Source organism: Streptomyces sp. IBSNAI002, from assembly GCF_052244475.1.
Classification (GTDB): Bacteria; Actinomycetota; Actinomycetes; order Streptomycetales; family Streptomycetaceae; genus Streptomyces.
Map to the genome: position 1 here is coordinate 478,203 of NZ_JBQPXG010000006.1, position 13,401 is coordinate 491,603.

Annotated in this window: 11 protein-coding genes; 2 read left to right on the forward strand and 9 right to left on the reverse strand. The window is 75.3% G+C overall.

Annotation, left to right across the window (positions count from 1 at the left end; translation table 11 throughout):
• Positions 1-2: 2 nt before the first annotated feature.
• Positions 3-1,613: a class I adenylate-forming enzyme family protein gene (locus ACTVZO_RS44960; protein ID WP_443304398.1), complete on the reverse strand. Its 1,611-nt coding sequence runs from the start codon at positions 1,611-1,613 to the stop codon at positions 3-5.
• Between the two features lie 362 nt (positions 1,614-1,975).
• On the opposite strand from ACTVZO_RS44960, the gene ACTVZO_RS44965 reads away from it, so the two are divergent.
• A complete protein-coding gene (locus tag ACTVZO_RS44965; RefSeq protein ID WP_443304399.1) occupies positions 1,976-3,502 on the forward strand; it encodes a condensation domain-containing protein in 1,527 nt (508 codons plus the stop codon).
• Between the two features lie 29 nt (positions 3,503-3,531).
• On the opposite strand, the gene ACTVZO_RS44970 is transcribed toward ACTVZO_RS44965, so the two are convergent.
• The 4 genes from ACTVZO_RS44970 to ACTVZO_RS44985 all read right to left on the reverse strand — a co-directional run bounded on the left by ACTVZO_RS44970 (position 3,532) and on the right by ACTVZO_RS44985 (position 7,808).
• A complete protein-coding gene (locus ACTVZO_RS44970; RefSeq protein ID WP_443304400.1) occupies positions 3,532-4,815 on the reverse strand; it encodes an FAD-dependent oxidoreductase in 1,284 nt (427 codons plus the stop codon).
• A 39-nt stretch (positions 4,816-4,854) separates the two neighbouring features.
• Positions 4,855-6,111, reverse strand: a complete 1,257-nt coding sequence (locus ACTVZO_RS44975; RefSeq protein WP_443304401.1) for a beta-ketoacyl-[acyl-carrier-protein] synthase family protein — start codon at positions 6,109-6,111, stop codon at positions 4,855-4,857.
• Positions 6,108-6,839 (reverse strand): thioesterase II family protein, encoded by a 732-nt coding sequence (locus ACTVZO_RS44980; protein ID WP_443304402.1) that lies wholly within the window; start codon positions 6,837-6,839, stop codon positions 6,108-6,110. Before ACTVZO_RS44980 ends, ACTVZO_RS44975 begins: the two co-directional genes overlap by 4 nt.
• A gap of 147 nt (positions 6,840-6,986) precedes the next feature.
• Positions 6,987-7,808, reverse strand: a complete 822-nt coding sequence (locus ACTVZO_RS44985) for an AfsR/SARP family transcriptional regulator (RefSeq protein ID WP_443304403.1) — start codon at positions 7,806-7,808, stop codon at positions 6,987-6,989.
• A 244-nt stretch (positions 7,809-8,052) separates the two neighbouring features.
• Between ACTVZO_RS44985 and ACTVZO_RS44990 the strand changes: the two genes are divergently transcribed.
• Positions 8,053-9,018, forward strand: coding sequence for an AfsR/SARP family transcriptional regulator (locus tag ACTVZO_RS44990; protein WP_443304404.1), 966 nt, complete (start codon positions 8,053-8,055; stop codon positions 9,016-9,018).
• A gap of 134 nt (positions 9,019-9,152) precedes the next feature.
• On the opposite strand, the gene ACTVZO_RS44995 is transcribed toward ACTVZO_RS44990, so the two are convergent.
• From ACTVZO_RS44995 to ACTVZO_RS45010, 4 genes are read right to left on the reverse strand one after another with little or no spacing between them, the layout of a single operon-like run.
• Positions 9,153-10,010, reverse strand: coding sequence for a 4'-phosphopantetheinyl transferase family protein (locus tag ACTVZO_RS44995; protein ID WP_443304405.1), 858 nt, complete (start codon positions 10,008-10,010; stop codon positions 9,153-9,155).
• Positions 10,007-11,857 (reverse strand): polyketide synthase, encoded by a 1,851-nt coding sequence (locus ACTVZO_RS45000; RefSeq protein ID WP_443304406.1) that lies wholly within the window; start codon positions 11,855-11,857, stop codon positions 10,007-10,009. Before ACTVZO_RS45000 ends, ACTVZO_RS44995 begins: the two co-directional genes overlap by 4 nt.
• Before the next feature lie 31 nt (positions 11,858-11,888).
• Positions 11,889-12,689, reverse strand: coding sequence for a phosphopantetheine-binding protein (locus ACTVZO_RS45005; RefSeq protein ID WP_443304407.1), 801 nt, complete (start codon positions 12,687-12,689; stop codon positions 11,889-11,891).
• 19 nt (positions 12,690-12,708) lie between these two features.
• Positions 12,709-13,389 (reverse strand): ScbR family autoregulator-binding transcription factor, encoded by a 681-nt coding sequence (locus ACTVZO_RS45010; RefSeq protein ID WP_443304408.1) that lies wholly within the window; start codon positions 13,387-13,389, stop codon positions 12,709-12,711.
• Positions 13,390-13,401: the final 12 nt, after the last annotated feature.

Consider the following 13,401-nt stretch of genomic DNA (forward strand, 5'->3'; position numbering starts at 1 on the left):
GATCAGGCGGCGGCCTCGGCGGCCGCCCGTTCGTGGAGGGTGCGGCGCAGGCCGCGGCGCTCGGGCTTGCCGATGGGCGTGCGCGGAACGGAGTCGACGACCTCGACGCGGCGGATCTGTTCGAAGGGCGCGAGCTGTTCGTTGGCCCGGACCACGATCGAGTCGACGACGTCGAGCAGTCCCGGGGCGGTCGGTTCGCGCAGCACGATGCCCGCCCAGACCAGGGCCCCGTGGACCGGGTCGGGCCAGCCCACGACCACGCAGTCGGCGACGCGCGGGTCGTCGGCGATGATGCGCTCGACGGCGGTCGGGGAGACGAGTTCGTTGTCGTACTTGAAGACGTCGCCGAGCCGGTCCACGAGGAACAGCACGCCGTCCGGGGTGACGTAGCCGACGTCGCCGGTGGAGAACCAGCCCTCGGCGTCCAGGTGCGATCCGCTGTCGTCGCCGAGGTAGCCGGTCATCACCTGCGGGCCGCGGATCTGGACCTCGCCGGTGCTGTACACGTCGACCGGCGCCCGGGAGGCGAGGTCGACGATCCGGCACTCGGTGCCCGGTACGGGCGCGCCGACCGAGCCGGTCAGCGGGTTCTCGGGGTCCTGGCTGTGGGCGAGCGGGGAGAGTTCGGCCATGCCGTAGCCCTGGACGACGGGGACGCCGAGCCATTCCTGGAGCTGCCGGGTGGCGGCGGGGGACAGTGCCGTGCCGCCGGACAGCACGGCCCGCAGGCGCAGCCCGGCGGGCGGGGCGGGCCGGTCCGTGCCGTCCTCGCCGCCGGTGCGGACGGCGGCGGCGAGCTGGTGCAGGCGGGCGGGCAGTCCGTAGAAGTGCGTGGCGCCGCTGCGGGCGGCGAGCTCGAGCGCGGCCACCGGGGCCGGTGCGGCGCACAGCACCTGACGGGCGCCGGCGTAGACCGCCGAGTTGAGGTGCATGACGTGGTAGAGCGGCAGGTGGTTGAGGGTCACGCTGTCGCTGCCGAGGCCGTGCACCTGCGCGATCTGGGCGGCGTTGGCCATCAGGTTGCGGTGGCTGAGGCGGACCCCGCGGGGCAGGCCCGTGGTGCCCGTCGTGAACTGGATGCAGGCGTCGGCGGCCAGATCGGCGTGGCCGGCGGCGGGTGCGGCGGCGGGACGGCCCTCGGGCACCCGGCTCAGGGCGACGGCCACCGGCACGGTGTCCGCGGGCACCACCCCGTCGGGGGCGTCGGTCACCAGGATCTCGGCGAGGGCGGGCAGCCGTTCGCGCGCCTTGACGAGCAGTTCGGCCGTCGCCGTCGGGACCAGCGCCACCTCCACCTCGGCCGTGGCGCACACGTGCACCAGCCCGGCCTCCTTGATCAGCGGGTTGACCAGGACGACGGTGTTGCCGCTGCGGACGGTGCCGTAGTAGGCGGCGGCGAAGTCCGCGTCGAGCACGTTGGCGACGCCGACCCGGGCACCGCGGCGGCCGAGCCGCTGCTCCAGGTAGGCGGCGTACCGGTCGGCCCGGTCGTCGAGCTCGGCGAAGGTGACCTCGTCCCCGCCCTTGACGATGGCGCAGCCGCCGGGGTCGCGTACGGCGGCCCGGCGCAGCAGGGCGTCCAGCGGGAGTTCGGGATGCGTGAATCGCGGCACGGTCTTCCTCACTGGTCGGACGGCTGGCGGTCGGGACGGTCGGGACGGTCGTCGGCGGACGGCTCGAGCGGAGCGTCGGGTACCACCGTCGGCCGCCGTGCTCGAAGGAGCTTCGAAGCGTGCTCAAGCCGCGCCACAGCACGGGTCTGGATGGTTGTCGGGCGGTGGCCGGAGACGGCCGCCGCCACGCGTGCGACGGACGGGCGCCCGAGGAGTCGGGCCGCTGCCCGCGGCCGCCCCGCCGTCCGCGTGACCTCGCACTACGCACTACCCGGAACCCCCGCCGGGGGTGCCGCGCCCGGCCCGCCGGGCCGGAAGGCGGCGAGCCCCGCGGCGCTGATCGCCGAGGAGGCGTCGAACCGATGGTGACGACGGTACTGATGGACGAATCCGGCACTCCGGCCCCGCTGGCGGCGGACGCCGATCCCGAGCACAGACCCGGGCACAGATCCGGACCCGGGCGCCGACCCGAACCGGAACCGGAGCGGGAGCGCAAGCGGAAACCCGCGCCCGAACCGGAACCCGAGCGTGAGTCCGCACCGGACCCCGAGCCGGACCTCGCACCGGACCCCGTGCCGCGGCTGCCCCGGCCGGCCGGGTCCGGCCCCTGGCACTTCGCCGCCTCACCGGCCCAGGAGGCGCTGTGGGCCGGGCTCGCGCACCGGGCCCGCCCGCCCGTGGTGACCGGGACGCTCCGGCTGACCGGCCCCCTGGACGCACCGGCCCTGGCCGCCGCCTGGCGGGCCGTCACCGGCCGGCACGAGATCCTGCGCAGCCACTACCGCGTGCACGAGGGCCGGCTCACCCAGGTCGTCCCCGTACGGGCCGATCCGCCCCCCGCATCGCTCTCCGAGGTCCGCCCCTCCCAGGTGCCCGCGGCCGTCGCGGCGGAGCGGGAGCGGGCGTTCGACCCTGCGCGCGAACCGCTGGCCCGGCTGCGGCTGCTGCGCCAGGGACCGGGCGACCACGTCGCCGTCCTCGTCCTCCACGAGCTGATCGCCGACAGCACCACGCTCGGCCTGCTCGTCTCGGAACTCGCCGCCGCCTACCGCGGCGCGCCGGCGGACCGCCCCGCCCTCCAGTACGCCGACCTCGCTGCCTGGCAGCAGCAGCGCGCGGCCCAAGGACGCCTCGACGAGAGCACCGAGTACTGGCTGCGCCGGCTCAACGGCGCGGAACCGGCCGTCCTGCCCTGGGACCTGAGCGCGCCGGGCTCCCCCGGACACACCCCGGGCGCCGGGCGGGCGCTGTCCTTCCCGCTGCCGCAGGAGCTGTCGGCGAAGATCGCGGAGGCCGCGCGCCGGCACCGGGCGGGCGTGCAGGTGGTCGGCCTGGCCGCCTTCCAGCTGCTGCTGGCCTGCTGGTCGGGCCAGCGGGACATCAGCGTCCGCGGGCCCGTCCCCGGACGCGGCCGGGGCGGGGGCGGCGAGCAGCGGATGCCGGGCCCGTTGTCCCGTGCGGTGGTGCTGCGGGCCGACCTCACGGGCGCGCCCGCCTTCGGCGAGGTCGTCGACCGGGTCCGGCACACCAGCGCCTGGGACTTCGCACACCACGAGGTGCCGCTGGAGCCCGTCGCCGCGCAGCTGCGCCGGCCGCGGCTCGCGCAGCAGCTGGGCGAGGTGCAGTTCGGTGCCGGACCGGCCGCCGAAAGGCCCTGGTGGGGCGCCGCCTCCTGGGGCGGACGGCTGCGCGCGGAGCCGTTCACCTCCGCTCCCGCCCCGGCGCCCCGGCCCCTGACCCTGCTGCTGCGGCACGACGAACGCGCCGCGCACTGCGTTTTCACGTACGACTCGTCCGTGTTCTCCGAGGCCCGCATCCGCCAGCTGCGCGCCGACTACTTCGGGCTCCTCGGCGATCTCGCCGACCACCCGAAGGCCCGCTTCCGCTGACGGGCCCGCGGTCAGCCCGGTCAGCCCGGTCAGGCCGGCCGGTGCGCCGCCGCCGCGGTGAACAGATCGGTCCGTACCGCCACCGGATCGGTCCCGTACGCCACCTTGCGCGTGATCTTCCCCCCGATGGGGGTGCGCGTCACCAGACCGGCGGCACCGGCCAGCGCGAACCGGGCGAGCGCCCCGTCCGCCCCGAACATCGCGCGCGCCTGCATCCGCTGCATCCGGTGGACCGCGGCGGCAGCCGCCGCCCGGCGCCGGGCGTACGGGGCCAGTCCCGCGGCCGTGACCGCCCCCCGGCCCAGCTCCGCCACGAGCACGGGGTGCAGGGCGGCGGCGTCCTGGAGCGCGAGGTTGATGCCCTGGGCGCCGATCGGGCCGTGCGTGTGCGCGCCGTCCCCGATCAGGACGAGGCCGTCGCGGGTCCACTCCTCGGCGTGCGAGGCGAAGACGTCGAGCAGGGTGAGCTGGCTGAGCGAGGTCAGCTGCTCGTGCAGCAGGTCGGCGAACTGCGGGAGCACCCGCGCCAGTTCGTCCCGGATCTGCCCGATCCCGCGGCCCGTCCGGGTCCATCCGCCGTGCGGCAGGGTCCAGCCGATCCGCAGCCGGTCCGGGTGGCTGTCCTGGACCAGGACCGCGCTGCCGCCGGCCCGGTGCACCCGGACCTTCCCGGTGGCCCGGCCGGGCGCGTGCAGCGAGAACCACACCACGTCGTGGGCGAAGGAGTCCGAGCGGCCCGCCCCGATCCCGGCCAGCGCCCGGGTCTTGGAGAACCGGCCGTCCGCGCCGACCACGGCCAGGGCGCGGACGGTGACGGCCTCGCGGTCGGGCCCGCGTGCGACGACCCCGGTGCACGGGCTGCCGGGCCGCCGCTCCAGCAGCGCCGACACCCGGTGGCCCTCCAGGTGGGTGAAGCCGGGCAGCTCCCGGCAAGCGTCGAGGAGTTCGGCCAGCAGATGGGGCTGCGGCAGTGCCAGCAGGTGGTCGTACGGGGCGGGCAGCCGGCCGTAGTCGATGTCGAGCAGCACCCGTTCCCGGTCCAGCACTTGGAACCCGGACAGGGCGAGCGAGCCGCGGGCCCGCGCGGGGCCCAGGACGCCGAGCTCGTCGAGGATCCGCTGGCCGCCCGGCTGGAGGATCTCGCCGTGGAACTCCCGGCGCAGGGCGGTGGAACGCTCGACCAGCGTCACGCGGACGCCGGAGCGCAGCAGCATGAGGGCCAGTGCCAGCCCGGTGGGACCGGCGCCGACGACGCACACGTCGGTCCCGGTCTCGGCGGCTGTGGTGGCGGGGCACGGATCGGGGTGGTCCATGGGGTGTCCCTCTGTCGTGGGTCGGTCCGGCCGGTCAGGTCAGGCGGTCTCCGGCCGGGTCAGCACGAGCGCGCTCTGGAAGCCGCCGAATCCGCTGCCGAGGGCCAGCACCGCGCTGGTGTGCTGGTGCCGGGCGGTCCCGGGCACGTAGTCGAGGTCGCACTCCGGGTCGGGCACCCGCAGGTGCGCGGTGGGCGGCACCGTCCCGTACTCGATCGCCAGGGCGCCGGCGGCGGCCTGGAAGGCGCCCATCGCGCCGAGCGGGTAGCCGGTCATCGAAGCGATCGCGCTGACCGGCACGTGACGGGCGTGCCGGCCCAGCGCGCGCTTGACGGCCTCGGTCTCGTGCCGGTCGCTCTGCCGGGTGCCCGAGCCGTGCGCGCTGACGTACTCGACGGCGGACGGGTCCAGGCTGGCCTCGTCGAGCGCCGCCCCGATGGCCGCGGCCAGCTCCGCGCCGTCCGGGGTGAGCCCCGTCATGTGCTGGGCGGAGGCCCGGCTCGCGTAGCCGGAGAGCTCCGCGTACACCCGCGCGCCGCGCCGCCGGGCCCGCTCCCGCTCCTCCAGGACCAGGACGGCCGCGCCCTCGCCGAGCACGAACCCGTCACGGGTCCGGTCGAAGGGCCGCGCCGCGCTCGACGGCTCGGCGTTGCGCCGCGAGGTGATGCGCACGGTGTCGCAACAGGCCATGACGGCCGGCGAGACCGGGGCCTCGGAGGCCCCGGCGAGCACGACGTCCGCGCTGCCCTCGCGGATCAGCTCCGCCCCGTGGCCGAGCGCGTCCAGGCCGGCCGTGCAGCCGCCGGCGAGGAAGGAGACGGGTCCCTGCGCCCCCGCGTCCCGGGCCACTTCGGCGGCCAGCGAACCGGGTACGAAGTAGTCGTACAGGTGGGGCACGGCCCGGGCCGGGTCCACCAGCCAGCGCGCGCCGACGTTGCTCGCGACGGCGTACTCCAGGCTCAGCTCGTTGGCGCAGCCCAGGGCGCTGCCCAGCGCGACCCCGGTGCGCAGCGGGTCGAGCCCCGGCTCCGCCCCGCTGTCGGCGAGCGCCTCACGGGCCCCGGCCAGCGCGAACTGCGTCACCCGGGCGAGGTCCACGGCCTGTTCCGCGCTCAGCCCGTGCTCCCGGGCGTCGAAGTCGATCTCGGCGGCGACCCGCGAGCGCAGCGGCCGCGCGTCGAAGGAGGTGACGGCGCGGGTGGCGGAGCGCCCCGCGGTCAGCATCGACCAGAAGCCCTTGGTGCCGCCACCGCCCGGAGCGACCACCCCGATACCGGTGATGACCACGCGCCTCAACGCCCGGACCGCCCCACCGTCCGGCACGCCTGCCCGAGCAGTTCCGGCAGTTCGCCGTCGCGTACGAAGAAGTGTCCGCCGGGCACGGTGCGGGACTCGAAGCCCTCCGTCGTCCAGTCGCTCCAGCCCCGCAATACCTCGGGAGGCCCCACCGGGTCGTCCGCGCCGGCGACGGCCAGCAGCGGGACGGGCACCGGACCGCCGGTCACCGGGTCGAGGGCGGCGGTGCGCAGCGCGGCCGCCAGCCGCAGGTCGTCGCGGAGCACGGGGAAGACGAAGCGGTGCCACACACCGGGGGCGACCCCGGGCGGCACTCCGTCGAATCCCTCGAGGATGCGCATCAGTTCGTCGTCGGGGGCGTCCGCGGCGAAGGCCGCCCCTCCGAACACGTCGGGCGGCGGTACGGCGCCTATCACCAGCAGCGCGGGCAGCGGCAGCCCCGCCTCGTGCAGCGCGCGGGTGAGCGTGTAGGCGATCAGCCCGCCGAGGCTGTGCCCGTACAGCACGTACGGTCCGGGCGGCTGCTCCTTGAACAGGTCGCGCAGATCGTCCAGGAGGTCCTCGCGGGTGGTCACGCGCGGCTCGCGGCGCCGCCCGTCACGGCCCGGCAGCAGATGTGGCCGGGGGGTGACGCCGGGGCCGAGCCGCTCGCTCCAGCGGTGGAAGGCCGAGGTCCCGGCTCCCGCGTGCGCGAAGCACACCAGCCGCACGTCCTGTTCCCGTGCCATGCCCCGTCCTTCCTCGCCCACCGTAACCACCCCACCCTGACCAGCCCCGCTCGAGGCCGGCTCGAGCGTGACCCGGGTCCGGGTCACGCCGCCGCGGACCGCGGCCGGAGGCCACCGCCCGCGGTCCCGGCGTTCCCGTACCGCACCTCAGGCCGCGTACAGGTCGAACGTGGACCCCCGGCGCGGTCCGGCCGGCACGTCCAGCGCCGGATCCACCGTCAGCATCGCCTGGTGCAGGCGCTGGAGCTGCGGCGACGGTTCCACCCCGAGGTCCTCGATGAGGCGCATCCGCAGCTTGCGGTAGACGTCCAGCGCCGTGGCCTGGCGGCCGGAGCGGTAGAGCGCCACCATGGCCTGCGAATGCAGACCCTCGTGCTGCGGGTGCCGGGCGATCAGCTCGGAGAGCTCGGCGATCAGTTCGGTGTGCCGGCCCAGCCGCAGGTCCACGTCGATGCGCCGCTCGACGGTCACCAGGCGGCTCTCCTCCAGGCGCATCACCTCGATCTCGAGGATCGGCCCGACCCGGACGTCGACCAGCGCCGGCCCCTGCCACAGGGCGAGCGCCTGCCGCAGCTTGCTGGCGGTGCGCTCGTCGTCACCCTCCTCGAAGGCGCTCTGCCCGTCGGCCACGAGCCGTTCGTACTCGTGGACGTCCACGCTCTCCGGGGCGATCTGGAGCAGGTAGCCGCCGTGGCGCGTGGCCAGGACCTCCTTGGCCCCGTTCGGGTCACCCGGCCCCATGGCGGTGCCGAGCCTCCTGCGCAGCTGCAATATGTAGGTCTGCAAGGTGGTGAGCGCGCTCTGGGGCAGGTCGGTGCCCCATACCTCCTCCATCAGAGTCGGTACGGGCATCACCCGCCCCGGGTAGAGCGCGAGCAGCGCCAGAATCTGGCGCGGCTTGCCGGCCGTCGGAACAATCGAGCCCCCGTTGACTTCGGCACTCAACGGACCCAGAACCTGAATCTTCACGGTTTCCTCCGCACGTCGTCGAGTTCCCATCGATTTCAAGCCTTCGACTGAGGCACAGTAGCGGGATCCAGGGCAACACCCCTCAATTTCTTGAGCGTCTGTCGACCACACCTCCAACTTCGACGTTTGCCCGCTTCGGCCAAACTGTTAGATTCCAATGCGGGATGACTGCCGGAACGTAATTCAACGCCCGGCCGTACAGGTCTTTCCGCGATTCCGACCGGAGCGCTGGGAGGAGTGACCGATGGAATGGGACGTACGTCAGAGCGACGGCCTGGACTTCCGCGTCCTGGGCGCCGTGGAGGTGCACGACCACCGGTCGGGCACCCGCATCGCGCCGTCCGGCGCCAAACAGCGCGCCCTCCTGGCGGCCCTGGTCGTACGGGCCGGGGAGGTGCTCTCCGCCGACCGGCTCATCGACGAACTGTGGGGCGACCGCCCGCCCGCGGGCGCGGCCAACGCGCTGCAGGCCCACGTGGCCCGGCTGCGCCGGCTGCTGGCGCCGGCCGGCGGGGACGAGCCCGGCCGGGCCCGCATCACCACACACCCCCTCGGCTACCTGCTGCGGCTCGGCTCCGCCCGTACGGACGCCCAGCGCTTCCACCGGCTCTCCGCGCAGGGCCGGGCGGCGGTCGTCGCCGATCCCCTGCACGCCGCCGACCTGCTGCACCGGGCCCTGGAGCTGTGGCGCGGCCCCGCACTGGAGGGCAGCGGACGGGGCCCGATCTGCGCGCGGGAGGCCGAGCGGCTGGAGGAGAGCCGGCTGACCGCCCTGGAGACGTACTACGAGGCGAAGCTGCGCGGCGCGCGGCACGACGAGGTCACCGGGGAACTGGAGCGGCTCACGGCCGCCCACCCCACCCGGGAGCGCTTCTACGACCTGCTGATGCTCGCCCTGTACCGGTGCGGCCGCCGCTCCGAGGCCCTCGGCGTGTACGAGCGGGCCCGCCAGCGGCTGCTGTGCGAGATCGGCGTCGGCCCCGGACCGGCCCTGCGCGACCGGATGGAGTCCATCCTGCTGCGCGAGCCGGGGCTGGACTCCGCGGGCCCGCCGGCCGCCGCGGGCCTGGACGCCGCCGTGCTGGACCTGGGCGGGGAAATCGCCCGCCTGCGGGCCCGCATCGACGCCATCGGCCGCGAACAGGAAGAACTCGTACGCCGTTTCACACTCCTGTCCGAGGGGATACGGGAAGTCCCGGCCGCGCTCTGACCGAAAATGATCCCCGGGCGCCGCACAATGCCGCATCCCGCTCGAGATGTACTCCAGCCGTATTCCAGCGGCAGCGGATATACGCCGGACCGGGTATTCCACGGAAATTCGGCGGGCGAATTCACGCACCCGTGTCACACTCCGGCGAGTTCGGGCAGCACCAGGCGGCGCGGGGCGGCGCGGCCCCACGGGAATCCGTGGTGCAGGTGGACCGCCGGCGGGCGGGCGGCGTCGACCTCCACCGCCACCGCCGCCAGCACCTCCGGCACCGGCTCCATCTCGAGGAACCGCCAGCGCCGGGCCGAGTCGTCGGCGGGCGGCCGGAAGGACAGCACGCCCTGGTCCTCGGCCAGGGTGAAGACGAACGAGTCGAAGGGCAGGGCGAGTCCCAGGCCCCGGGCCTTGGAGTAGGCCTCCTTCAGCGTCCACAGGCGCAGGGCGCGCCGGTCACGCGGCCGCCCGGGGGCGGCGCGGGCGATCCAGTCCTGCTCCTGGGGGGCGAACGTCGCGATGATGTTGTCCAGGCCGCGTTCGCCCCGGTCCAGCCGTTCGACGTCCACGCCGATGCGGTGTTCGCGGGAGACGCCCAGCAGGTTGTAGGCGTGGGCGTGCGAGAGGTTGAAGTCCAGGGTGTCGGCGCCGCGCGGCAGCCCCCCGCTGGGCAGCTGGAGGAACGGCCGCCCGCGCGAGGAGCGCCAGATGATCGCCTCGGCCTCGGGGATGCCGGTCTCCAGCGCCAGCACCCGGCGCACCAGGGCGTGGGCGACGAGGTACTGGCGGCGGTCGCGTTCGAAGAGGAAGCGCCCGGCGACCTCCTGCTCGTGCTCGTCGAGCCAGTACGAGGCCAGGGTGGCGGCTATCCCGGGGGCGAGGTCCTCGTTCGGACAGAACCACAGGTTGACCGGGCCGGGTCTGCTCCCGCCCGGGGCGGGGGACCCGGCGACGCCGGCGACCCCCGCGAGCCCGGCAGAGCCGGAAGACGGCGTGGTCATGCCCGCTCCTCCTCGCCGCCCAGCCACAGCGGCGTGCGCAGGAACGCGGACGCGGGCAGCGGTACGGCCACGGCGCCCGCCCCGTGGGCCTGTTCCAGCACGGCCCAGTCGACGTCCAGGCCGGACAGCCACAGGCTCCTGACCTGCTGCAGGTGCCCGGCCCGCCACAGCGCGGCCAGGTAGTCGGCCGTCTCGGGCACGGCGCCCATGTCCAGCGGGTCGCTGCCGCCGCCGCGCAGGTCGGCGTACGGACCGCCGTCCGCGACGAACCGCTCCAGCACGGCCACGAGCTCGGCGGTGTCACCGACGACCGCCGCGAAGCGGCAGTCCATGGCGGCGCGGCCGGTGCGCAGGGCGCGGGCGAGCACGGCAAGCTCCGGCACCGGACCCGCCCCGCCCAGCAGCTCGGCGAACCGGCGCGCGGTGGCGACGAGATGGGCGGGGGTGGGCGCGGACAGCACGAACAGCTCGGCGGCCCCCGCGGGCCCCGCGGCCACCGCGGACCCGGCGGCGGGGAGGTACTCCTCCAGGATCACGTGCGCGGCCGCACCGCCGGCCCCGTGCGCCCCGACGGACGCCCGGCGGGGCTCCGGCTCCCCGCCCGGCCAGGCCTGCGCCTCGGCCCGGCCCGGCCCGGGCACCAGCACCCGGTGGCTCAGCTGGAGAACGGCCCGGGTCAGCGCGGCGGCCGCGGTCACGGCCCCGGCCTCGCCCACGAACGCCCGCACCGAGTCGGCGTCCTCGTGGACGGCGACGCTGGCGGCGTCCACCCCGGCCGTCCGCAGCGCCGCGCGCAGCACCCGCCGCCCGGGAGCCGCGTCAGCGGCGTCACCAGCGGCGTGCTCGGCGGCGTGACCGGCGGCGACCCGGGACCCGCGGCCGGGTCCGGCGCCCGGCCCGCCCTGCGCACTGTGGCCGACGGCGCTGCCGCGGATCACGCAGTGCACGGTGTCCCCGTCGGCCAGGGCCCGCGACAGGGGCTTGAGCAGCAGCGCGCCGACGCCCTCCCCCGCGCCGGGCCGGCGGCTGGAGGGGTGCAGCAGCAGCTGGACACCGCCCACCAGGGCCGCGGCGCACTCCCCGGCGCGCAGGGCGGCCGCCGCCAGGTGCAGGGCGACGAGCACGGAGGACTCCGCCGTGTCGACCGACTGGCTGGGGCCGGTGAGGCCGGCCAGGGCCGAGAAGCGGTTGGGCAGGCTCCAGTGGCCGCCGCGGGGCAGCCGTACGGGCCGCTCGCGCGTCCAGCCCCGGGCGGCGAGCACCGCGTAGTCGGCGGTCCCCGCGCACGTGAACACCCCGACGCTGCGCGGGGTTCCGTCCGCGGACGTGAGGGCGTCCAGGCGGCCGCCGGTGCATCCGGCGTCCTCGAGGGCTTCCCACGCCGTCTCCAGGAACAGCCGTTCCTGAGGGTCCATCAAGGTGGCCTCGGCCACGTCGATCCCGAAGAACTCGGCGTCGAAGTCCTGGACGCGCTCCAGGTAGTGGCCCCGCTCGTCGCCGGGCCGGCCGGCCGGCGGCGCTCCCGCACTGCCGTGCCCCTCGCGCGCCTGCCGCCAGAAGGAGCCGAGGTCGCCGGCGCCCGGGTAGCGCCCGGCCATCCCGACCACGGCGATCCGCTCGGCGGGCGACGGCCCGTCCGCGGCCCGCTCCCGTACGGAGTCCGGCCGCGGGAAGGCCACGGGGACCGGAACCGCCGTGCCCGCACCGGGGCCGGCGTCGGGGCCCGTACCGCCTCCCGTACCGCCGCGGGCGGCGATGCCGACACCGGCGCCGGTCAGCAGCGCGGCCGCCTGGGCCCGGTCCAGATGACCGTTCTTGAACCGGGTCAGGACTTCCTTCTCGTCCATCTGGACGCGCTCCTTCTGGAGAAAGACGGCTTCAGCCGCGACGGGCGAGCAGCACGAGTGCCTCGTCCACGCTGAGCCGGTCCTCGCGGACCGCGTCCAGCAGGACGTCGAGGTCGCCCCGGGCCGCGGGACGGGAGGCGAGCTCGGGCGCCCGGACGGGGGCGGCCTCGTGCCCGGAGGCTCCGGTGCGCACGGCGATGTAGGCGGCCATGGCGGCGATGTTGGGGTGTTCGTAGAGCAGGACGGACCGCTCCTTCATGCCGAAGGTGCGGTTGACGGAGGCGATGAACTCCGCCCCCACGATGGAGTCGACGCCCAGTGCGTTGAACGGGGCGGTGGCGTCGATGTCCCAGGCATCGCAGCACAGGATCGCGGCGAGCTGCTCCCGCAGCACTTCGGCGATCCGCTGCGCGGCGGGCGCCGCCGCGGGAACGGCCTCCCCGACGGGGACGGATACCGGCGCCGGTGCCGACGCGGACGCCGGAGCGACGGAGGCGATGTCCGGAGCGGGAACGAACTCCGCGGCGGGCGCGAAATCCGTGGCGGGAGCGGTGAACGCGCCGGCGGCCGGACGGGCCTCCCCGCTGCTCATCGCCCGCTTGACCTCCCGTGCGAACGACGCCGGCGTCGGGTAGTCGTACAGGTCGGTCGCCCGCACCCGCAGCCCGTACCGGCTGTTGACGACGGCAACGAACTCCACCACCAGCAGGGAGTCGAGCCCCAGCGTCCGGAAGGTCTGCTCGGGGTCGATCTTCTCCGCTTTGATCCGCAGGACGTCGCCCAGCACTCCGACGATGTCGTTCAGCACGTCAGCAGGATGGTCGTTCGTCATCGATTGCTCCTCCAAGCCTTCAGTGGCACACGGTCCGGTATCGGTGGTCCGGCGTGCCGCCCGCGGGGCAGGCCGGGAGATCGGGTGCCGGCACGTCGGAGCGGAATTCCTGCACCGCGCCCTCGGGCACCAGGATCGGCAGCAGCAGCGACCACAGCCCGCGGACCCGGCGCTGGAGTTCGGCGTAGGGCATCGCGGTCCCGGCCATCGCCTCGATCCCGCAGGCCGCCGCGGCCACCAGCGATTCGACGCTCTCCCAGCGGCCCTCGGCGCGCAGTTCGCCCGCGTCGCGGGCCCGTCGCAGCAGCCCGCAGACCGCCGCGAGCCAGATCTGGTGGAAGTCGGCGACCGCCTGGGGCAGGCCCGCGCACTCCTTGGTGAGGCGGAAGCTCGCCGGGATCGCCGGCTCCTCCCGCAGGGACCGGGCCATCCAGTGCGTGGTGTCGACCAGCGTCTGGAGCGGAGAGAGCCCGGCGTCGAGCCGTTCGCGGACCGACTCGTCCAGCAGTGCGCGGCCGCGCAGCTGGACCGCCTCCGCGAGTTCTTCCTTGGAGGCGAAGTGGAAGTACAGCGCCCCCTTCGTCACTCCGGCGAACGCGGCGATCCCCCCGAGCGTCGCGTTCGCGTATCCGTTGCGGTGGAACATCTCGGCCCCCGCGTGCACGAGCTTCCTGCGGGTCCGCTCCGACCTCTCCTGCACCGCGGTTCCTCC